The organism is Thermococcus sp. (genome assembly GCF_027008145.1).
Taxonomy (GTDB): domain Archaea; phylum Methanobacteriota_B; class Thermococci; order Thermococcales; family Thermococcaceae; genus Thermococcus.
This window is the reverse complement of sequence record NZ_JALTCZ010000166.1, coordinates 1-19,948: the sequence shown is the minus strand read 5'-3', so window position 1 is coordinate 19,948 and position 19,948 is coordinate 1. Positions and strand designations below refer to the sequence as shown.

At 53.3% G+C, this 19,948-nt stretch carries 22 protein-coding genes, 1 tRNA gene and 1 pseudogene; 7 read left to right on the top strand and 17 right to left on the bottom strand.

Going from position 1 to position 19,948, the window contains the following annotated elements; translation table 11 throughout:
• Together MVD07_RS08190 and MVD07_RS08185 are read left to right on the top strand one after the other, a co-directional pair.
• Positions 1 to 661 (top strand): MFS transporter (locus MVD07_RS08190; RefSeq protein WP_297500667.1); only part of this gene is annotated, 661 nt, incomplete at its 5' end.
• A complete protein-coding gene (locus MVD07_RS08185; RefSeq protein WP_297500663.1) occupies positions 651 to 1,592 on the top strand; it encodes a radical SAM protein in 942 nt (313 codons plus the stop codon). The genes MVD07_RS08190 and MVD07_RS08185, both read left to right, overlap by 11 nt.
• Here MVD07_RS08185 and MVD07_RS08180 read toward each other — a convergent pair.
• Together MVD07_RS08180 and MVD07_RS08175 are read right to left on the bottom strand one after the other, a co-directional pair.
• Positions 1,561 to 2,052 (bottom strand): hypothetical protein, encoded by a 492-nt coding sequence (locus tag MVD07_RS08180; RefSeq protein WP_297500660.1) that lies wholly within the window; start codon positions 2,050 to 2,052, stop codon positions 1,561 to 1,563. The two genes, MVD07_RS08185 and MVD07_RS08180, sit on opposite strands and share 32 nt — an antisense overlap.
• Positions 2,042 to 2,977, bottom strand: coding sequence for a serine/threonine-protein kinase RIO2 (locus MVD07_RS08175; protein WP_297500657.1), 936 nt, complete (start codon positions 2,975 to 2,977; stop codon positions 2,042 to 2,044). The genes MVD07_RS08180 and MVD07_RS08175 overlap by 11 nt, the downstream gene beginning before the upstream one ends.
• Positions 2,978 to 3,065: 88 nt before the next feature.
• Here MVD07_RS08175 and MVD07_RS08170 point away from each other — a divergent pair.
• Positions 3,066 to 4,174, top strand: a pseudogene (locus MVD07_RS08170) (MFS transporter).
• Here MVD07_RS08170 and MVD07_RS08165 read toward each other — a convergent pair.
• Positions 4,161 to 5,351, bottom strand: a complete 1,191-nt coding sequence (locus tag MVD07_RS08165; protein WP_297500654.1) for a proteasome-activating nucleotidase — start codon at positions 5,349 to 5,351, stop codon at positions 4,161 to 4,163. The pseudogene MVD07_RS08170 and the gene MVD07_RS08165 overlap by 14 nt on opposite strands.
• 147 nt (positions 5,352 to 5,498) lie before the next feature.
• On the opposite strand from MVD07_RS08165, the gene cas6 reads away from it, so the two are divergent.
• Positions 5,499 to 6,257: a CRISPR-associated endoribonuclease Cas6 gene (gene cas6, locus MVD07_RS08160; RefSeq protein ID WP_297500651.1), complete on the top strand. Its 759-nt coding sequence runs from the start codon at positions 5,499 to 5,501 to the stop codon at positions 6,255 to 6,257.
• Here the strand turns inward: cas6 and MVD07_RS08155 are convergent.
• The gene (locus tag MVD07_RS08155) at positions 6,205 to 7,107 is read right to left on the bottom strand and encodes a glycosyltransferase 4 family protein (RefSeq protein ID WP_297500676.1); all 903 of its coding nucleotides are present in this window, start codon (positions 7,105 to 7,107) and stop codon (positions 6,205 to 6,207) included. The two genes, cas6 and MVD07_RS08155, sit on opposite strands and share 53 nt — an antisense overlap.
• A 53-nt stretch (positions 7,108 to 7,160) precedes the next feature.
• Here MVD07_RS08155 and MVD07_RS08150 point away from each other — a divergent pair, with 53 nt between their 5' ends.
• Together MVD07_RS08150 and MVD07_RS08145 are read left to right on the top strand one after the other, a co-directional pair.
• Positions 7,161 to 8,483 carry a glycosyltransferase gene (locus MVD07_RS08150; protein WP_297500648.1) on the top strand — a complete coding sequence of 441 codons (1,323 nt, stop codon included), beginning with the start codon at positions 7,161 to 7,163 and terminating at the stop codon, positions 8,481 to 8,483.
• A 5-nt stretch (positions 8,484 to 8,488) separates the two neighbouring features.
• Positions 8,489 to 8,854 (top strand): DUF2304 family protein, encoded by a 366-nt coding sequence (locus MVD07_RS08145; RefSeq protein WP_297500673.1) that lies wholly within the window; start codon positions 8,489 to 8,491, stop codon positions 8,852 to 8,854.
• Here the strand turns inward: MVD07_RS08145 and MVD07_RS08140 are convergent.
• The 6 genes from MVD07_RS08140 to MVD07_RS08115 form a co-directional block, all read right to left on the bottom strand.
• Entirely contained in the window at positions 8,851 to 9,384 is a 534-nt protein-coding gene (locus MVD07_RS08140) for a cytidine/deoxycytidylate deaminase family protein (RefSeq protein ID WP_297500645.1), read from the bottom strand. The two genes, MVD07_RS08145 and MVD07_RS08140, sit on opposite strands and share 4 nt — an antisense overlap.
• A 6-nt stretch (positions 9,385 to 9,390) precedes the next feature.
• A complete protein-coding gene (locus MVD07_RS08135) occupies positions 9,391 to 10,167 on the bottom strand; it encodes a M48 family metalloprotease (protein WP_297500642.1) in 777 nt (258 codons plus the stop codon).
• A 6-nt stretch (positions 10,168 to 10,173) separates the two neighbouring features.
• Positions 10,174 to 10,539, bottom strand: coding sequence for a BlaI/MecI/CopY family transcriptional regulator (locus tag MVD07_RS08130; RefSeq protein ID WP_297500639.1), 366 nt, complete (start codon positions 10,537 to 10,539; stop codon positions 10,174 to 10,176).
• A 64-nt stretch (positions 10,540 to 10,603) separates the two neighbouring features.
• Positions 10,604 to 10,681 (bottom strand) — tRNA-Gly (locus MVD07_RS08125).
• A gap of 39 nt (positions 10,682 to 10,720) precedes the next feature.
• On the bottom strand, positions 10,721 to 10,924 hold the full coding sequence (locus MVD07_RS08120; protein ID WP_297500636.1) for a hypothetical protein: 204 nt from the start codon (positions 10,922 to 10,924) through the stop codon (positions 10,721 to 10,723).
• Between the two features lie 29 nt (positions 10,925 to 10,953).
• Positions 10,954 to 11,322: a class I SAM-dependent methyltransferase gene (locus MVD07_RS08115; RefSeq protein ID WP_297500633.1), complete on the bottom strand. Its 369-nt coding sequence runs from the start codon at positions 11,320 to 11,322 to the stop codon at positions 10,954 to 10,956.
• Between the two features lie 56 nt (positions 11,323 to 11,378).
• Between MVD07_RS08115 and MVD07_RS08110 the strand changes: the two genes are divergently transcribed.
• On the top strand, positions 11,379 to 12,014 hold the full coding sequence (locus tag MVD07_RS08110) for a hypothetical protein (protein WP_297500631.1): 636 nt from the start codon (positions 11,379 to 11,381) through the stop codon (positions 12,012 to 12,014).
• Here MVD07_RS08110 and MVD07_RS08105 read toward each other — a convergent pair.
• The 7 genes from MVD07_RS08105 to MVD07_RS08075 all read right to left on the bottom strand — a co-directional run bounded on the left by MVD07_RS08105 (position 11,979) and on the right by MVD07_RS08075 (position 19,640).
• On the bottom strand, positions 11,979 to 13,379 hold the full coding sequence (locus MVD07_RS08105; protein WP_297500628.1) for a DUF2079 domain-containing protein: 1,401 nt from the start codon (positions 13,377 to 13,379) through the stop codon (positions 11,979 to 11,981). The genes MVD07_RS08110 and MVD07_RS08105 overlap by 36 nt on opposite strands.
• 9 nt (positions 13,380 to 13,388) lie before the next feature.
• Positions 13,389 to 13,586, bottom strand: a complete 198-nt coding sequence (locus MVD07_RS08100) for a DUF2103 domain-containing protein (protein WP_366078496.1) — start codon at positions 13,584 to 13,586, stop codon at positions 13,389 to 13,391.
• 107 nt (positions 13,587 to 13,693) lie between these two features.
• Complete coding sequence (gene arcS, locus MVD07_RS08095; protein ID WP_297500670.1) at positions 13,694 to 15,400, bottom strand: archaeosine synthase subunit alpha; 1,707 nt, start codon at positions 15,398 to 15,400, stop codon at positions 13,694 to 13,696.
• 9 nt (positions 15,401 to 15,409) lie between these two features.
• The gene (locus tag MVD07_RS08090; RefSeq protein WP_297500626.1) at positions 15,410 to 16,315 is read right to left on the bottom strand and encodes a coiled-coil protein; all 906 of its coding nucleotides are present in this window, start codon (positions 16,313 to 16,315) and stop codon (positions 15,410 to 15,412) included.
• Positions 16,316 to 16,425: 110 nt separating this feature from the next.
• A complete protein-coding gene (locus tag MVD07_RS08085; protein ID WP_297500623.1) occupies positions 16,426 to 17,271 on the bottom strand; it encodes an ATP-dependent Clp protease proteolytic subunit in 846 nt (281 codons plus the stop codon).
• A 35-nt stretch (positions 17,272 to 17,306) separates the two neighbouring features.
• Complete coding sequence (gene arcC, locus MVD07_RS08080) at positions 17,307 to 18,254, bottom strand: carbamate kinase (RefSeq protein ID WP_297500620.1); 948 nt, start codon at positions 18,252 to 18,254, stop codon at positions 17,307 to 17,309.
• A 123-nt stretch (positions 18,255 to 18,377) separates the two neighbouring features.
• A complete protein-coding gene (locus MVD07_RS08075; RefSeq protein ID WP_297500616.1) occupies positions 18,378 to 19,640 on the bottom strand; it encodes an NAD(P)/FAD-dependent oxidoreductase in 1,263 nt (420 codons plus the stop codon).
• Positions 19,641 to 19,948: the final 308 nt, after the last annotated feature.

Below are 19,948 nucleotides of genomic sequence, written 5' to 3'. Positions count from 1 at the left end.
GTTCTCGCTCACCGGTGCAATTTTCGCTCTGATGGCATGGAGAGAAGTTGGTGATACGGTAGAGCGGATCGAGCGCGGAAAGGCCAGCCACCGTGGGCTCCTCAGGGTTACCTTCGTCTCGGCAGCTCTGACGCTTTTCATGGTCTCCATGAGCTACTCAGGGGTGACGACCTACCTCCCGGCCCTCTATAAGGTTCTGGGGCTTGGCCAGAGTCTCTTTGGCTACTATATGATGGTCGTTGGCCTCTTTTCCTTCGTCACGAGGGTCTTCGGGGGAAGACTGGCAGACAGGAGGGGACCGATTCCGGTGATTACGCTCGGCCTGCTCCTTCTCCTCGGCGGTTATCTCCTGCTGTCCGGCTTTACTCTTCCGCCCCTCTCGTATCTGAGCGCCGTCCTCATAGGAACCGGCTTTGGTCTAACCGTTCCAGCGATGCAGCTCATGGCCCTTGGGAACCTCCCTCCGAGGATAAGGACTATGGGCTCTGGGATATACACGATGTTCTTCGACCTTGGGACACTGACTGGCCAGCTCTTCCTTGGCTACGTCGCCCAGCTCAGGGGCTATGCCGGCGTCTTCCCGGTCATCCCTCTGATCCTGGGGGTTGGGTTTATAACCCTCTACACGCCCTACCTCTTGAGGGGAAGGAATGCTTGTTAGAGTCTCTTACGGGACTGCGATAGCCATGGGGCTTGTAAGGGCGAAGCTTCTTGCCAAGCCGACGACGGCCTACCTTATGACCCACTGGCCCGGGAAATGCCTAAACGACTGTGCCTTCTGCGCCCAGGCCCGCTCAAGTAAAGCTGACTGGGAAAAGCTCTCCCGCGTTACGTGGCCGGCTTTTAAGCTGGGGGATGTGCTCAGAAACCTTCCCGGAGGGAACTTCTCAAGGCTCTGCCTTCAGACGGTTGAGTACCCCGGGATGCATGAGGACGTCCTTGAGCTTCTCTCAGAGTTCTCCGCCCTAGGACTCCCCATCTCGGTCTCGATAACCCCCGTTGGGAGGGGGCTTCTTGAGGAGTTTAAAGGGCTCGGCGTTGACTACATAGGGGTTGGCCTCGACGTTGCGAGCGAAAGGCTCTTCCGCGAACTCAAGCCTGATCTCAGTTGGGATGGAATCTGGAGGTTCATCGGCGACGTTGTTAAGGTCTTCGGAAGGAGAAGGGCGCTAGTTCACATAATAGTCGGCCTCGGCGAGACCGACAGGGAGCTCGTCGAGACCATGAAGAGGGTTTACGAGGCTGGTGGAGACATCTCCCTATTCGCCTTCACCCCCATAAAGGGGACGAGGCTTGAAAAGGTGAAGCCTCCTTCCCTGGAGCGCTATCGTAAGATACAGCTTGCCAGGTGGCTACTGGAGGAGGGAATGGGAGGGGCAATAGTTTTTAAGGGCGACTCGATAGCGGGCTTTGCCCTCTCGGAGGAAGAACTTTCGAGAATCCCCGCTGATGTATTCTCAACCCACGGCTGTCCGGGTTGCAACAGGCCCTACTACAACGAGAGGCCGGGGAAGGAGCCCTACAACTACCCCTTCCGGCCGGGAAAGAAAACCGTTGAGCTTACCCTGAGAGAACTTCTATTACCTCGTTGAACTCCTTCAGGGAGAACTTCTCTTTTACTCTTTCCCCCCTTGCGATCCTCATAAGTGCCTCTACAAAGTGGTGAAGTTCCCCGTCCTCTTTGATGAGTTTCAGAGTTGCCTCCATGTTCTCGGATAACTCGGACAGCCTCCCCTTGACCTTCATTATCTCAAGGATATCTCCGAGTCTCCTGACTCCTAAGCGGTAGTGGTCGTTGCTCGGAGCCCTCATTATGGCCCTCAGGGCGCACTTAACGGCCCCGCGGTAGTTGTCCTCTTGTATGAAGATGTCTGCAATGCGGAAGCAGGCCTCGAAGTAGAACTCAGGTTCTACGTCAATGCTCTCGTGCAGTATCTCGTCGAGCTTCCTCTTAGCGGTCTCTAGGTCTTTCCTGTTCTCGGCCTCTATAGCTTCCCTGAAGAGTCTTACAATCTTCTCCCGCCTGTTGAGGGGCTCGTACTTAATCACCATCTCCCTCACCCCTGCTTTCCTTCCATGCGGATTCAAACTCGGGCCAGACCTCCCCGAAGGGAATCCTAACACTCCACCTCCTCCTGAAGGCGTTCAGTATGACCATTATATCCCTCCTCAGGAGTTCGTAGCTCTCCGGGTCGGCCGTTGGGATGTACTGGGCCCAGTCGATTATCATAACCCCGCCGTCCTTCAGCAGGACAACATTAAACTCGCTTAAATCGGAGTGCACTATCCCGAAGCGGACTACCTTCAGGTATTCTTCCAGCACCTTGTTTAGGGCCTCTCGCGCCTCTCCTCTGCTCAGGTCAGTGTCGCGGAGCTCGGCGAGTTCTTTTCCGTCGATGAACTCCATTACAAGGGCATGCCTGTTCCAGGCTATTGGCCTCGGGACGCTTGCTATCGGACTCAGCAGTACCAAAGCATCGTATTCCTTCCTCGCTATGAGTCTCGAAACATAGAGCCAGCTTGTGTGGTGCTTGTCGCGGAAAACACTGGAGTGGTAGTCCGCTCTCCTCGATGCGGTCCTTCCGCCTATCCTGTTGAACTTGACGGCAACCCTTTCACCTGAGGGAGTTATCCCGACGTAAACATCTGCGTCCTTCCCGACCCCTATCTGGGTCGTGCTTATCCTCTCGATAACTCCTTTTCTGGCGAGCGCTCTTATGGCGAGGGCGTCATAGCCGTGTATCGTGAGCTGGTAGCCTATGTAACCCATGTCGCTCCTACGCCTCACGAGGCCCCAGTCATCGAGCTTTCCCAGCCTGAAGGATGCGGTCTCAACGTCCAGCCTTGAGAACCTGGCTATCTCTTCGAGGGGCACCCACATGTAGCGCCTCATCCTGAGCTCCACAGCCCTGAGTAACCTGAAGTCGAGGTCTTTGAGGTTGGGGTAGGCTTCGAGGGCCAGCAATTTGCTAACCATTTCCCCTCCCACCTAAGTTTCCCGGGGCATCTTATAAACCTACGGCTCTTTCATTAGATTTTTAAACGTTAAGTCCTTCATCGAAGCCATGAGGTTGCTCCTCCTTTTGGTCAGCCTCGGCTGGGTCTTCAACTACGCTCACAGGATGGCCATTCCTCCGCTGATACCGATGATAACTGCCGAACTCGGGATAAGCAACGCCGAGGCTGGCCTTCTGATGACCTCTTTACTCCTGCCTTATGCCCTCGTCTAGGTTCCAGCTGGCTGCATCGGGGACAGGATCGGGAGGAAAAAGCTCCTTGTGGTCAGCATAGTGGGTTGCTCTCTCCCCTCCGCCTTAATTATCGTCACCAGGCACTACTGGCAGATCCTCGCTGTCAGGGCTCTCTACGGCCTCTTCTCCGGCCTATACTACGCCCCGGCAACGGCTCTAATAAGCGAGCTGTACCGCGAGCGGAAGGGTTCAGCCCCGGGCGTATTCGTGGTTGGCCCACCTTGGGAACGGGCCTTGCCCCACTGATAGTCGTCCCAATAGCCCTCCAACTTGATTGGTGGTGCTCTTTTCTGGTTCTCTCGACAATGAGCCTGGCGGTTGGTCTCTCCATGGTCTTTCTCATCAAGGGCGAAGTCTCAAAGTCTCAGAGGGTGAGGCTCTCCCTCCCGGGCAACGTTTACCTTCTGAGTGTCGCCAACTTCATAGCCCTCTCGGCCTTCTTCGGTTTCCTCACCTTCCTCGTGTCCTTTCTAGTGCACTCTGGAACGTCCTTGAAGAGGGCTTCGAGCTTCTTCTCCCTCCTCTCGGTGGTTGGGATTGCCGGTTCACTCTTCGGTGGGAGGCTCTACGATACGCTGGGCAGGAGGAGCATTGGCATCGTCTTCGGGGCAAACGCCCTGCTGACCCTAACGGCTTGACCCCTGTTAGCTATCCCCCTGGGTCTATTCTTCTACTCTGTTGGTGCTATAGTTACGGCATATACCGCGGAAAAAGCAACGCAGGAAACCCTCAGGCTGGTCATGGGCTTCGTGAACATGGTGAGCTTCTTGGGGGCAACCATGGGGCCCTACTTAGTCGGTCTCCTCATGGACTGGTTCGGCCACACAAGAGCGTTCCTCTCGATACCCCTGATATACGCCCTCACTTGGGGAGTAATAGCCCTAGAAGAAAAGGTTGGAGGGAAAAGCTTCAGCCGTACATGACCTCGTGCATCGCTATCGCCTGAGCGAGCCTCTGCTCCGCACCGAGAACCTTCTCGATGGCCTTCAGAAAGTCGTGCTGGGTGATGTGGTCGCGTCTGTCCCTTATGGCGAACATTCCGGCCTCGGTTGCTATGGCTTTCAAATCTGCTCCGCTTGCTCCTTCCGTGAGCTCCGCTATGATATTAAGGTCGACGTTCCTGAGGTTCATCTTCCTCGTGTGAACCTTTAGTATCTCAAGCCTTCCCTTGAAGTCAGGGAGGGGAACCTCTATGAGCCTGTCAAAGCGTCCTGGCCTTAGCAGGGCCGGGTCGAGTATGTCGGGCCTGTTGGTTGCGGCTATGATCTTGACGTTGCCCCTTGGATCGAAGCCGTCCATCTCCGCTAAAAGCTGCATAAGTGTTCTGTTGACCTCTCTTTCGCCACCGGTGGTCTCGTCCATCCTCTTGGCCCCGATGGCGTCTATTTCATCGATGAAGATTACAGTCGGGGCCTTCTCCTTGGCCAGCTCAAAGAGTTCGTGAACTAGGCGGGCACCCTCCCCTATGAACTTCCTGACGAGTTCGCTCCCGACTACGCGGATGAAGGTGGCATTAACGTGGTTTGCCACTGCCTTTGCCATTAACGTTTTCCCACATCCGGGCGGTCCGTAGAGGAGGACTCCTTTAGGTGGGTCTATTCCAATCCTCTCAAAGAGCTCCGGGTGCTTAAGAGGGAGCTCAACGGCTTCCCTGAGCTCCTGTATCTGTCTGTCGAGGCCACCTATGTCGTTGTAAGTAACGTTCGGTCTCCCTATAACCTCGAAGCCCAGAACGCTCGGATCCTTCTCGCTTGGGAGTAGCTCCACCACTGCCATTGTCCTCTGGTCGAGTGCCACCCTCGAACCGGGCTTGAGCTTGTCGCGCTCCACCCAGGGAGCTATCCTCACGACGAAGCGTGGCCCGTTGTAGTTCTGCACTATAGCCCTGTCGTCGTCGAGTATCTCTATAACAGTCCCGGCGAAGGCCGGTGGCTGTCTCAGCCTCGACATCTCCATCCTCAAGCGGGAGAGCTCCCTCTCAAGCCTCTCCTTGTCGGCTTCAAGCGTCCTGACCTGCAGTTCAAGTTGCCTTATGCGCCTTTTCAGGAAGGTGATGTAGTCATCATAACCTTCATTGAAATTTGCGTCCTCAACGCTCATGGCTCTCACCTCTCACTCTAACCTTAGTTATCCCGGAGCCTTTTTAACTCTATCCACGCACCGCTTAACATTCAGCCTTGTCAATCGCGAAATTCTTATTAACTTTCGATACTTACTAGCGTGTAGTGTAGAACACGGGGTGGTGGAATGAGAGTGGAGATTAAACTTAGGCCGGCTGAAGATGGAACACTTCTGCCCTTCAACTATAACTACGACGTTTACACCCAGCTCCTTGGGAAGATAAGCCTTGTATCGCCCGAGCTCGCGAGGAAAGTTGAGACGAGTCAACTTGATTACTTCACCTTCTCCAGGATAATGATAAGGAAGAGGGAGATAGTGCCTGAGAAGGGCATAAGGGTTCTAGCCGACGACGTTTCCCTCTACGTCTCCTCTCACTCGCCGGAGGTCATAAAGGCCATAAGCGAGGGCTTTATAGACAGTCCGACACTCAGGATAGAGGACGCTACATTCATAGCCGATGATGTTCGGGTTCTCAGGGAGCCAAAGCTGAGTGGTAATTCTCTCTTTTCCACCCTCAGCCCGATCCTCGTGAGGACTGTCAGGCTCGTGGACGGGAAGATGAAGGTGTGGGATTTATACCCGGATGATCCCCTCTTCCAGGACAAGCTCCGCAAGGTGATGCTCCTGAGGTACTCGACTATCTACGGTGGGATGCCCTCTAGCAAGGACTTCAGGATTGAGGTCATAAAGTTCAAGCCGGTCAGGATACTCGTTAGGAACGTCTACTACCGTGGCTCCCTTATGGTCTTCAGGTATTCCGGCTCCGAGGATATAGCTAAGCTCGGTTATGAGAACGGTTTTGGGGAAAAAACGAGGTACGGCTTCGGGATGGTCAAGGTAATCGACTCAGAAAGAGAACGAGGAGGCCTAGAGAGAACTCAATAAGCCATACGGTTGCGACGAGCTTCGGCTCGTTTACCCTGATTTTTCTCATTATCAGCCCGAGGAAGCTCGGGTAAGGCGGTGCCTTGAGCGTTCCATCGGGCAGGACTTCGGTGCGCCCGTGCTTCCTCACTCCAAAACGCACTCCAAGGGCCTTTATTGTAAAGTCCAAGAAGTGGGGAATGAGGAGCAGACCAGCGTAGAGTTCAACCTTCCCCAGGATCCCCACGAGTCCTATAAGAGCCCCTAGAGAGAGCGTCCCCGTGTCGCCGGGAAAGACCCTTGCCGGATACCTGTTCCAGAGGAGGAACCCCAACGACGCCCCGAGACCGGCAAGGGCAAGCTCCCTCGCGGTTCCTCTCGTTACAATGGCAAGGAAAGCGAGGGCTATGGCACTTGTCCCCGCCTCAATCCCGTTAAAACCCGCCAGCATGTTCACGAGGTTTGCCGAGCCGACGACGAAGAGGAGGGCGAGGATTGGATACATGGCACCGAGGTGGAGAGTGCAGCCCAGAAAACTTACCCACTCCGGGACTTTTATAAGTGCCACCGGGAGTGCCACGAGGACTGAGAGGATAACTTTGTGAGACTGTCTTAGGGCAGTCAGATCGTCGAGAACGCCGACGAGAGAGAAGAGGAGGAAGACTAGGACGGGTATGCCACTGACTCCCCCAAGGGACGTGGCGAGTGCAAAGGAAATTGCCACCGCAAGGCCTCCCATCTCGGGAACCTCGGGCTGGTCGGGCTTGTGGATGTCCCATCCAACAACACCGGCCTTCCTCATGAGTCCAGCCACGTAGGGCGTCAGCGTGACCGAGAGGATTAAAGCTATAAAGAAAGCCGTTCCAAGCATATCTGACACCAAGGCACATTGGTCTCATCAAAAATAAACCCTTCGGTGATAGCATGGACATAAGGCTGGTTGTCTTCGACCTCGATGGTACCCTCGTTGGAGCCAAAAAGCCCTTCAGTGAGATAAAGAGGGAGCTTAGGAAGAGGCTAATCGAGATGGGCATAGACAAGGAACTTGTCGGTGACCTAACCCCTATGTACGAGGGCTTGCTGAGGATTTCAAGGGAAACCTGGATACCCTTCGAGGAGCTATATTCAATTCTCGTTGAGCTGGAAACTGAGAGAATGGACGAGAGCTTCCCCTTTGAAGGCGCCGGTGAGCTCCTCAAATTCTTGAAGGATAGAGGAGTAACGCTCGCCATCATGACTAGAAGCTCCAAGAGTGCGGCAGTTAAGGCCCTTGAGATGAACGATCTAATGGAGTACTTCGATGTTATCTCCACTAGGGATGATGTCCCACCGGAGGAGTTGAAGCCCAGTGCCGGCCAGCTGAGGAGGATTATCTCTTCCCTTGGCGTTCAACCCGAGAAGACCCTCGTCATAGGCGATCACGGGTATGACGTGCTTCCCGCTAGGGAGCTGGGGGCATTAACGGTTCTCGTTACTGGACACAATACTGGCAGGATGAGCTTCCAGGTCGAGGCGGAGCCAGACTTCGAGGTTAGGGATCTTCCGGCCTTGAAAGTCCTCCTCGAAAGGCTGTTCTCAAGCTATGTGGTTGTCCCGGCGTACAACGAGGAAAGGACAATAGCTTCAGTCCTTGAGGAGCTCCTCAGATATTTCAGGTGTGATGAGATCGTGGTCGTTAACGACGGCTCCCGGGACGGGACGGAGGAGATAGCCCACTCATACGGTGTCCATGTCCTCAGACACCTCGTCAACAGAGGATTAGGCGGTGCACTTGGGACGGGTTTTGTCTACGCTTTGAGAAAGGGGGCAAAGATGGTCGTAACCTTCGACGCCGATGGCCAACACCTTGTTGAGGATGCCCTCCGCGTCATGAGGCCTGTTGCAGAGGGCAGGGCCGATTTCGCAGTCGGCTCAAGGCTCAAGGGCGACACGAGCGAGATGCCCTTCGTCAAGAAGTTCGGCAACTTCGTTCTCGACTTTGTGACAGCCATCTTCGCCGGAAGATACGTCAGCGACAGTCAAAGTGGCCTCAGATGTCTGAGTGGTGAGTGCCTGTCTAAGATCAGGATAACCTGCGATCGCTATGCCGTTTCGAGTGAGATAATCATCGAGGCTTCGAGGGCCGGTTGCAGGATCGTTGAAGTCCCAATAAGAGCCGTTTATACGGAATATTCGATGAAGAAGGGAACGAACATCCTTGAGGGTGTTAAGATAGCCCTCAACCTGCTGTTTGACAAGCTGAGGTGATGCCGATGTACGCCGTGCAGTATATAGCGATCATTGTGACCGCGGGGTTGATGCTTTACGTCCTCGGAAAATACGGGAAGGAGGAGCTTGAATGGAGCGATCTCATTTTCTGGGAGGTCCTGCTCGGGGTTCTGCTAGTGATAGCGGTGTTCCCGATCGAACTGGCCAACTTCATAAAGAGGCTCCTTGGTCTTGGAAGGGGTCTTGATGCCCTATTCGTCGTCGCGATAGGCCTCTCATATCTCTTGGTTTTCAAGGTCTACCTAGCGGTTGACAGGACTGAGAGGGAGATAACCGAGCTAACAAGAAAGATAGCGATAGAGCTTGAGGAGATAAACGAGAGGCTTAAAAAACTGGAGGAAAAGGATTAGAAGTCCTCGCCGAACAGCTCCTCAAGAAAGAGCTTTACGCGCTCCTTCGGGAGTTTGAACTGCCTTATCTTTATTATCCCTTTCTCCTGCGCCTCTCTCAGGAGTACCTCTGTGGCTTCGTTGGGGTACATCTCCTCGTACACTATCTCCTTTATGCCCGCGTTTATGACGAGCTTGAAGCAGGTGTCGCAGGGGAAGTGTGTAACATAGAGGGTCGCCCCCTCAAGGCTTATACCCTTTCTTGCCGCCATGGCGATGACGTTCTGCTCGGCATGAACCGCTCTGTGGCAGTGCCCGTCTACAATGAGACAGCCGACGTCTATGCAGTGATCCATGCTCCTGGGGGCACCGTTGTAGCCCGTGGCAAGGATGTAGCCGTCCTTTACAGCTACAGCCCCAACCCTCAGGCGGGGGCAGGTGGCCCTCAGCGAGACGAGCTTTGCTATGAGCATAAAGTACTCGTCCTTGGTCGGGCGGATCCTCTTTATCCTCTCGGCTTTCTCCTTGTCGAGGAATATCTCAACCCCCATGATTCATCACTGCAGGTTCCTATTCGCGAGCTGATTCATCTCGTAGGTTATGCGCCATATCCTCTCCTCATACGTCGGATGCGTCTCGGGGATAAATGTGAACTTCCTCTCCCTCTCAATGCTCGGCTCTATACTCGGGACGCCACTGACCTTCACAGTCTCCCTCAGGTCTTCGTAGTACTTCAGCTCCTCTAGGGCTTTTCTGAGGCTTAGGGGGACCCTTAACAGCCTTAATGCGGTTTCATCGGCCTTGAACTCCCTGCCCTTCATGAAGGAGCTTCTCTCGACTTCATAGCCGATGTAGAGGAGGAGGGCGAGAAACTTTACAATGTTTGAGCCTAGGAGCAGGAGCGTCAGCGTTGTCACGGCGAAGAGGTATCTCCCGTAGGTGATCAGGGGGAAGAGTATCGTGTCCCCGTTCTTTATGTGGCCGAGCTCGTGGGCTGCAACCGCCAGAATCTCGTCTCTGTCAAGGACTTCGAAGAGACCCAGCGAGAGCACTATCGTGTTGCCGAAGGAGTATGCGTTGGGTATGTAGTCGTCGAGGAGGTAGACCTTGGGCATGCCGATGCCGGCCCTCTCGGCGAGCTTGGCTATGCCATCGTAGAGCCAGGGGAACTCCCTTCTCTCCAGTGGCATCAGCCCATCGCCGAACCTATGCCTCGAAGACCAGAGGTAGAGTACTACAAGAGTGAAGGAGACCCCCAGGATGAGGGTGAGGCCGGATCTGCCCAGCGCGTAGAGTATCAAGATCACCTCAAGGGGGATCAGGGCGTACAGCATATCCCATCACTTCTTGATCTTTGATAGGTAGGCGTATGTAGCTTCCCTGAAGTTCTCCATGAGGGCATCCAGTATGCTCTGCACCACCCTGACCTCGAACTCCTCCCTTGTTGTTGTTATCGAATAGATGTACCTCATCCCCCCCCTCCCCCTCTCGACGCGCCTCTTGAGAAGACCGCGCTCGCAGAGTCTGTTCATAAGTATGCTCACCGTGGAGCGTCTTATGTCTGGGTGCTTCTCCTTCATGTACTCGTAAACCTGCCCGGCAGTTGCTACCTTAACCTTCCACATGTGCTCCATAATCTCGGCCTCAAGGGGTGGAAGAACGGCCTTTATGCCCTCCTCGTTGAGCTTGAATTCGTGAGGCTCCATGACAGCACCTCCCAGTTTAAGTTCTCCCCGGAGGCTAAAAGCTTTACCCAGCCAGAAAAGTGTGTGGTGCGGTGGCCGGGATTCGAACCCGGGTTACCGGCTTGGGAGGCCGGTGTCCTAGACCAGGCTAGACTACCACCGCGCAGCCTGGTCGTTAGTAAGTGGGCCCTCTTTAAAAATTTTATCCTGGCTTTCTCGCGACTATCAGCCTCACTATGCCCCTGTAGTAGCTCCCGACCAGCTCTGGTTTGAAGAACCTCTCTACAAGCTCGTGGATGTTCCTGAGGTGATCATCGTTCAGCATGGACTTGAGGATGACCTTCATCGGGAGGAGGAAGAGGTAATCAACGAGCTTTGAGTCGCTCCTTGTGTGTTTGAGGAGCACGGCCCTCCCTCCGGGCTTGAGGGCGCGTCTTATCCCCGCCAGACCTTTCTCCGGTTCCGGAACGGTGCAGAAGACAAAGGATGAAACGTGTCAAAGGTGTTGTCCGGGAAGGGAAGGTTCTCGACGTCAGCGACCCGAAAGCACGCCCTGAGGTTCAGTTCCTTGACCCTCTCCTCGGCTAGTTGGAGGGCCTCCGGGACTGCATCGACCTCACACAGCTCGACTCCCTTGGGGTAGTACTTCAGCGTCTTGTCGACTCCGACTCCAACCTCCAAAACTTTCCTTCCCTTGGTGAAAGAGATGGCCTTTTTCCTCAGCGGGTAGAAGAATCTATTGAGGGGCCTCTCAAGGATCTCGCAGTGCTTAGCGAGCCTCGCATGCTTTTCCCTGAAGGACATATAGGGAGTACCGCAGGGCTTTTAAAAACCTCACCCAACGACCCCCCGGTGGAAGCATGCCGTACCTTGTGATAGAGCACCTTGAAGAGATAAGCGAGTGGCTCTGGCTTGAGTATCGCCACGTCAGCGAGTGGTGGAAGGGTAAACTCATTTTTATGAACGTCCGCGAGGATGAGAGGGAGAAACTGGCCAAGCTTGGGGGCGTTATTGGAGAGAGCGTCACGAAGTTTCCCTTCGATCGCTCGAAGCTCATAGTCCTCGACCTCCAGGCGGAGGAGGAACTGAAGCCGGAGGACGTAGGGGGAGATACGATAATAGTCGTTGGAGGCATTCTCGGCAATGCCGTCCCAAAGGGCAGGACGAGGAAGTTCATAACCTCAAAAATGGAGGGCGTTAAGGTCAGGCACATAGGCAAACCGCAGTACTCGATAGACGGAGCGAGCATAGTGGCGAAGCTTATAGCGGACGGCAAAAGGCTGGAGGAGATTGGCTATGAAGAGAACCCGACGATCAAGCTCGATGAGTTCAGCGAGATAACCCTTCACTACGCGGTGCCAAAGCTGGATGGAAAGCTTCTGCTAACTCCGGGCCTGATAGAGCTCCAGAAGAGGGAGCTTGGATACACAGAGACGGATGAGGAGATAAGCGATGAAGAACTAGTGGAGTTCTTCGAGGGGAAGGGGGAGCTTTAAATCCGACCTCATGTAGACCTCTATTCCGTTTTTTGAGTAAACGCGAACGTATTTGACCTTTACACTCTCCCTTAGCCTCTTGAGGTAAACGCGACCTCGATATGTTTTCACATCCACCAGCACCAAATCAGGCACGATTTTAGTGGGATAAACGTAAACGTTCCGTTTAACGGCCAGAGCAGGATAAAAAGCCGGCTGGGTGTAGATGGAGAGATCAGTCTTCAGAAGGGCATCAACGACTTTCCAAGCCGTTTTGTAGCCGGGAATTGGTTTAAGGATGGAGTAGTAAACTATGGGAAACTGCTCCTTTGGCGGTTTTCTCACAACGGGCATTGTTGCCAGAGATGTCATTAATCCGAGGACAAGCAGAACCGAAAGGGTTTTTCTCATATCAATCTTTCTGATCGCAAAGATGGCCCCAACAAAGGAGAGGGGGACTAGCATGTACGGATAGTGAAAGCCAAAGGTGTATTGGCTGGGCCTTGAGGTGAGAAGGCTCTCAAGCCATGGGAAAGTCAAGAGAACCCAGTTGCGTGGAAGAAAGAGCGGTAAAAGCCCAAAGCTTAGGTTGAAAAGGAGAAAGTAGGCGAGCTTTCTTCCGGTTATGCTAACGTGCTTGTAGAGGTCACTGTAGAGGTAACCCCTACCGAAGTGGGGAATCACGAGCTTGATAACGATGATGCCATACAGGACGGCAAGAGCCGCGAGGACAATAAAGCGAAGGTTTTTCTTGAGGCTCTCAAAGGAAAGGCCGTCACGGAGAGCCCACCAGAGGGAGAGTGAAACGACACCAAGGAAGGTGTCCTCCTTCACCGAGAGGAGCAGGAGGGACGTAAGGATGAACGCACGTTCCCTGCCTTCCACGAGGAATATTGAAGTGAGTAGAAACAGAGGAACCGCGAGAGAAACGGGGTGGAATTCGAAGAGGTTTATACCGATTAGAGAGGAATTGAAGGCGTAGAAAACCGTTAAGGGAAGGGCCAGTCTCTCGTTGAGTACCCTTTTGGCCAGGGAATACGCAAGCAAGACCGACGAGCCTAGGGCCAGACTCTGAACCACGAGAAGGGTCACGGCTGAAGGGTGAATCCAGAAAATTGGAACCAACAGAAAAAGAACGGGCTGGAAGTGAACCCCGAAATGAGTCGAAACATCATGGAATTGCCACTCAAGAGTGTTGAAGAAGAGCCCTCCATGAAGGGTTGAGTAGAGCGATTGTGTGAAGATGCCAAGGTCAAAACTGGTGTAGCGGAAGTACTTGAACTTAAGGAGGCTTAAATACGTCATGGCGAGTGAATAGGCTAAAGCGATGAAAACTACAGTAATGTCGTAAGATGATAACTGAGTTTTAAATCTGACTTTCACCATCGAAGATAGTTAAGAATCGAATTTAAAATCATTTCGCCCACTTCTTAAAAAGGCGTTCGATTTCATACCTGTCCCTTTCTTGTCGCTCCTCTCAATGACCAGAAAGACCTCCTGGACGGAGCTATCACTTTTGACGGCAAGCTTTAGGCCGGTTTTAGTTTCCCGCGTTACCCTAATCTCAAAGTCCCCCGAATTGCTCTCGTATATCCTGCCCGGGATGACCTTCTTAACGCCGTGAATAAGTGGCGTTTCCTCTTGATGCCCTTCCGGAAGCGCTTCGGCATGGAAAAAGTTCAGAGGGGGGCTTTAAAATTTTAAGCCCTTTTCCTCACCTTTACAGCCACGCCTTTCTTTGCCTTTACCATCTCTTCTCCAGCAAGAACGGCCCTTCCAACGCCGACCACTTTTTCGTCTCTCACAACGCCCACTATGTCGTCCGGCCTTATCCTCTCGTCGGCCTCATTCACGCCAACCGCGAAAACGTCCCCGCGCAGGTCGAAGTCTATTCTTACCCAGTAAGCTTTGAGCGAGTCGTAAATCCTCTGCATTCCAAAGGGCGTGACGCTTATAACGCCCTCCCTGAAGGTTCCCGTCTGCTGGTTCTCAGCAAAGATACGGAGCATCTTCGAGCCCTTTGCATGGCCGTTCTCTGGGAGGACGGCCTCTCCAGCGCCGACACCAAAATAGAAGTCGAAGACTTTTCTGATGTTCTCGAAGTAGCGGTAGGTTCTGTCCTCTTTGGTTCCCTCAAGCTCGAACTCCTTCAGCGTCTCGGTGAGGGAGTTAAGGCTTTCCATGCTCGTAGTACCGTTCTCGATGTGGGTGAATATCACCTCTCTTCCGCTTATCTCGGAGGCGAGCCTGGCTATTTCCACGTAGGCCTCGTCGAGGTGCGCTACGATCGGGACTCCCTTGGGGTACTTCTCAAGGGTTTTTGCCAGAAGCCGGGCAGCGGGCTTTATTTCCTCCTCACTCCAGTGACCGGTGACGACTATATCGTATTTGGCCAGCCACTCCAGCTCCCTTGGAACCACACCGAAAGGAGAAGTTAGGATAAGCTCGTGAACCTTGGAAATCCCAGGGCCAAGGGCTTCTTTCACAACCTTTCTGTACAGGGTGTGACTCCTTGAGAAGGAGTAGGGTTTTCTGGCTGAACACGGAAAGAGCAGAACGAGCTCGGTGTTCTTTGGTGGAGTAAAGCGCTCAATGATGCGAGAATGCCAGCGCCTTACCTCAGGTCTTCTAATCGATGCGTCGCTTATGAAATAAACCGTCTCCTTCTGCATTGGGGTATACTTTTCGAGGTAATCGGGGTACTCAAGATCCGCTATACGAAGGATTCCGGAGTGGTACTGGGTGTTGAAGAAGTTTTCAACCAGATAGCGGAGCTTTCCCTCTTCAAGGGCCTTTCTAACGAGTAAGATAGTCTCCCTCGCAAAGTCGAAGGAGTTGGGTTCTTTGTCCCAGAGGAATGGGCTGAACCTGGTGAAGCCCTTGCCCTCGAAGTCGTAGAGCTTGAGCGAGCGCGTGTCGAAGGCATCTATCCCGAGGTAAACCGCCAGTGGGTAGAAGAAGGGCTCCAAATCGGCAATTATCATGATGTTCGGGAACCTCTCGCGGAGCTCGCGGAGGATTTTGACGAAGTAGCGGTACTCCTTGACTAGTATTTTTGAATTGCCGAGGTAAACTGCTTCAAAGTTGTACCTCTCGATTATCTTGAAGAACTCGTCTAGATACTCTATCCTTCTTAAAGCCGGCAGGTAGAAGGTGTTAAAACCGGAATAGCTTACGCTCCAGAGCCTTCCTATGACCTTCTCTATGATCTCCGCCGGGGTGTAGAAGCCGAGGGGTATTGAGGGGGCCAAGTTGAAGTCGTGGTCACTGACTTCATCCGGGTGAAAGAAGGAGTTGAAGGGAGAGAGCGTGAACTCTACCCCGGCTAGGGCGGGCGTTCTGAAGGAGTGCTCTCCCAGGCGGACTAGCCCGAGCCTTCCGGGGCCTTCGTGTTTGAGTACCTCCATGGCCATGCCTCAGACGAGGTTGTACCTCTGGAGGAGCAGTAACTCATCGAGGGTGAGCTTTTCGCCCTTCTTGAACTTCTCAAGCGCCTCAACAGCCTTCTCGAAGTTTGCATCTTTCTTGGCCCTCATCCTAGCGACGAGGCGATATGCTATGAGCTCCTTATGCTTTTCGTCATACTCCCTTATCTTCTTCTCCAGCTCGCGGAGCTGTCTTCTAACTTCCCTGACCTTCTCGCGCAGTTCAACGACCTTTGCATGGTACTCATCGGCCTCTTTCTTGACCTCGTCTGCCTTGTTGAAGGCCCCTATCATCTGCTCGTGGAACTGCTGGCTCTGGTTTGCTAACTTCTGTATCTCAAGGCTTATCGCTTTTCTGGCCTTTTTAAGCTGATCTACCTTTTTCCTAGTCTCGACGAGCTTCTTGTGAAACCTGTCGGCCTGCTGGATTATCTCAAGCTCCGTTGCGAGAACCTGTATCTGATCCACTATCTGCTTCTCCCTTTCGGGCGTTATGTTAGGGTTGGTCTGGAGCTCCCACTCCAGTTTTTCTATCCTCTCCTGTATTCTCTCCGGGGGCATCTTGAGCCTTCTGAGCTGGTTGTACTCGTCCCGCTTAGTCTTGTATTCGAGTATCTCCTGATACAGAAGGTCAAGCTTTGCGTTTATCTCTTCTCTGTTCTTCTTGAGCTCCTGTATCTTCTGGTTGATCTCATCACGCTTGGCCTTATACTCCCGCCCCTTCTGACGGAGCTGCTGAACCTCCCTGTTCTTCTCGTCCCTTTTCTGAATCCAGACTTGGAGCTCCTTTTCGAGCTCCTCAAACTTAGCCCTGATTTCATTTCTCTCCTTCTCCAGGGCCTCAAGTTCTCTCTTGATCCTCTTAATTTCCTCTGGATCCACTTTAACCGTTGGCATCGCTCTTACCCCTCTTCACTTTTTAGAACAGCTTCCCTCACCTGACATCTGGACTGAAAAAGGAGGGGGGTAAATAAAAACTTTTTGGATGTTCCCGAATCCTGTATGAGTCACTTGGAGTTCTCCGCCTTCTGAGGGTAGGGCATGAACTCGACCGTTCCACGCTGCTTCATAGGCTGTTTGTAGAGTTCCATCAGGGCGTAGACCTCGGGAGGCACTTCACTTTCAACGTGCAGCCCGAGTTCCTCGGCGTGCTCGAAGGTTATAGGATAGTCGTGTGTCCACCTGCCCTCGGTGAGTATCTGCGCCAGCTCTCTGGCCTTCTCCTCGCCGTAGCGGTCCTTCAGGAGGCTGTAAACGAAGTTCCGAACCTGCCTTATGGCCTTCTCAGCGACGTCCGCAAGGATGAGCGTCTGATCGTCCGCCTTCTCGGGGCCTTTCTTTTCGACGGCCCTTAGGATGCTCGGTGCCGGGTACTGGCCGAGCTGGGGATCAACGGGCCCAAGAACTGCGTGGGGATCCATTATTATCTTGTTCGCTGCTAAGGCTATCAGCGTCCCACCGCTCATCGCGTAGTGGGGCACTATAACCCTCGTCTCCGCTGGATGGTCGTGGAGGGCCTTCGCTATCTGTGTCGCCGCGAGCACAAGTCCGCCGGGTGTGTGGATTATCAGGTCTATCGGCCTGTCCTTGGGAGCCATCCTTATGGCCCTCAGGACTTCTTCGCTGTCCTCTATGCTTATGAACTTGTAGAATGGAATCCCGAAGAGTCCTATGCTCTCCTGCCTGTGGATCATCGTTATTACCGTTGAGCTCCTCTTGCTCGACAGTTGCTGGAGCAGTTTGGCCCTCGCCATCTGGAGCCCTTTGTACTGCATCTGGGGCCATAGGAGCAGGTAGAGGAAGAAGAGCCACCATATTAGGGAGCTCAAAAATCCACTTGCGGAACTGTTCATCGGATCACCAGAAGTTAAGAGGTAAAGGGGGTATATTAACCTTTGGAACGAACTTGGGTTCCCGTTTTCCCTTCAAGGGCCTCAACGGCCTTTTCGAGTGATGCTATTATCGCCCTTTTGCCACCCCACTCGATGAACCTTATCACAGCCAGAACCTTCGGCCCCATGCTCCCCTTCTTGAAGTGACCCTCATTATAATAGTGCCTCAGCTCCTCCACCGTTACCTCTCTGAGCCACCTCTCATTCGGCTTCCCATAGTTTATCGCGGCCCCATTGACATCTGTCAGAATCATGAAAATATCTGCCTTCACCTCCTCCGCCAGCTTTTCTCCTGCTAAATCCTTGTCTATTACTGCCTCGACCCCCTTCAGCTGGCCGTTTTCCTCCACAACGGGAACTCCACCGCCTCCGCTCGCTATAACGATGAAGCCCTTCTCGATGAGATCAACTATGACCGGGGCCTCGACATGGCCCTTGGGGTCAGGGCTTGGAACAACACGCCTCCATCCTCTTCCAGAATCTTCTACAACCTTCCAGCCCTTCTCCTCTGCGAGCTTCTTAGCTACCTCCTCGTCGTAGAAAGGCCCGACGGGCTTACTCGGGTTTTGGAAGGCCGGATCGTTCTTGTCCACGATTGTCTGGGTGACCACGGTTGCGACCGGTTTGTTTATTCCCCTCCGCTTCAGCTCGTTTATGAGAGCCTGCCCTATCATATAGCCAATCTGCCCCTGTGTCATAGCCCCAGCGACGTCCATCGGCTGGGCAGGAATTCCATAGAGTTGCTGGCCGGCGTCCATGTGGAGGAGAAGTGCACCGACTTGGGGCCCGTTCCCATGGGTTATAACAACCTCGTAGCCCCTCTCGATTATCTCAGCTATCTGCCCTGCTGTTTCCTTTACGTTCTTCATCTGCTCCTCGTAGGTACCTTTCTGGCCCCTCTGGAGAATCGCGTTGCCACCGAGAGCTATGACGACCCTTTTCATTCTTTCACCTCCCATGAATAAGTATGTCTGTGAGGATAAAAATGTTCGTTAGGCTTCACTCATGTTCATCTGAAGAAGGTTCGGGTAAAAGAAAGACCTTTCGACAAATGTAAGGATAAAAGGTCAGGGATACCACCCCTCAAAGGTTCCGAGGCCGAGCTTTTCGAGGGCTCTCATGACACCCAGGGCGATTCCCTCAACCTCTATCCCTCCGGGGGGCCTGTAGGCATCGCCAACGATGTAAACTCCTTCAATGGAGAAATCTTCAACGACTTGCCCGCTGGCAACCCTGTTGACCGGGTTCCCGTCGAGGTAGGTCTGGATGAGAAGGATTTCTCCCTCCACGTCGAGGTTAGGGAATATGCGGTAGATGTCCTCGATGCCCTTCCTCTGCTCTGCCTTGACGTTTCTGCTCTGGAGGGCGTGGTGGAGCATTATAAGCGTGTAGCCTTTCGGAGCAAGCTCGGGGTTTATCGAACTAGGCTCGTTGTACCCGTTTATTCTCTCCGTGTCGAGGGTGAAAACGACGGTGTTCCCTATCCTCGATTCACCCCTCAGGGCAACGTTGTATTTAATGCCTTCACTCGGCTTTAGAGAGTCAACGCGCCTCAAGTAATCCCGGTCGAAGTGCCCCCTGCCGACTAGCTCAACGGTCTCCTTTATTCCAATGTTGGAAATCAGCACGTTGTAGGAGAACTCCTCACCGTCGGCGGTGATGACTTTTTTCTCGTCCGGGTCTATCTCGACGACCTTTTTCCTCGTGAGGACTTTTCCGCCCTTTTCCCGCGTTAGTCTCGCCAGCTCGTTTGTCACCGCTTTACAGCCCCCCTTAACCAGACCGGGTCCACCCCATCTCAAAACGGTCTTAATCTCCCTCGCAAGCTCTCCAGCGGGAACGTCTAAGACACTGTCGGCCCAGCCGAGGAAGCTTTTAATGAAGAGGTCAACGAACTCGTTGTCCCCGATTTTCTCCTTAATCCACTCCCGCCCGCTCGTCTCGGCCTCTTCACCTTCTGGTAGCTTGTTCCGCTTTATATCTGCGAGAAGCTTCATCGCCCTTGCCCTCTCACGCCAGCTCAGGTACTTCCAGCCGTCGCGGTAGTGGAAGGTTTTTCCCTCGTAGAAGATCCTCCCCTTCGGGTTTGAGTTCACTATCGTGACGTTCGCGCCGAGGAGCTTCAGGAGGTAAGCTAAAGGCCCGTCCTCGCCGTGGGGGAGCATGTGGAATGCCCCCGTGGAGAGGCCGAAGCCTTTGTAATCCAGATTCGTGAAGCGGCCGCCGACGTAGGGAGCCTTTTCGAGGACTGTAACCTCGTAGCCGTTCTTTGCCAGGAATGATGAAGTTAAGAGCCCACCTATTCCTGAGCCTATGATGACAGCCTTCATTCTACCACCGGGAGAGATGAAGCAAAGGAGAATTATAAGGGTTTGGCCGTTGCATGGTCATGCAACTTCTTTACTCGGGCTTCTTCTGATTCGTTCTAAGAGGAAAATTTGTGTTAGAATAAATTTATACTCGAAAAAAAAAGGAAGAATCTTTACCTAAAGTAAAAGAAAAAGTTTATAAAAACAAGTCGTATAATTGACATTGCAGACAACCTTACGGAGGTGAAACTCCGTGAAGTGGAAGGGCTTGATGGCCGTCCTGCTGGGATTGGCCATCGTTTTATCAATGCCTGCCGTTTCAGCATCCC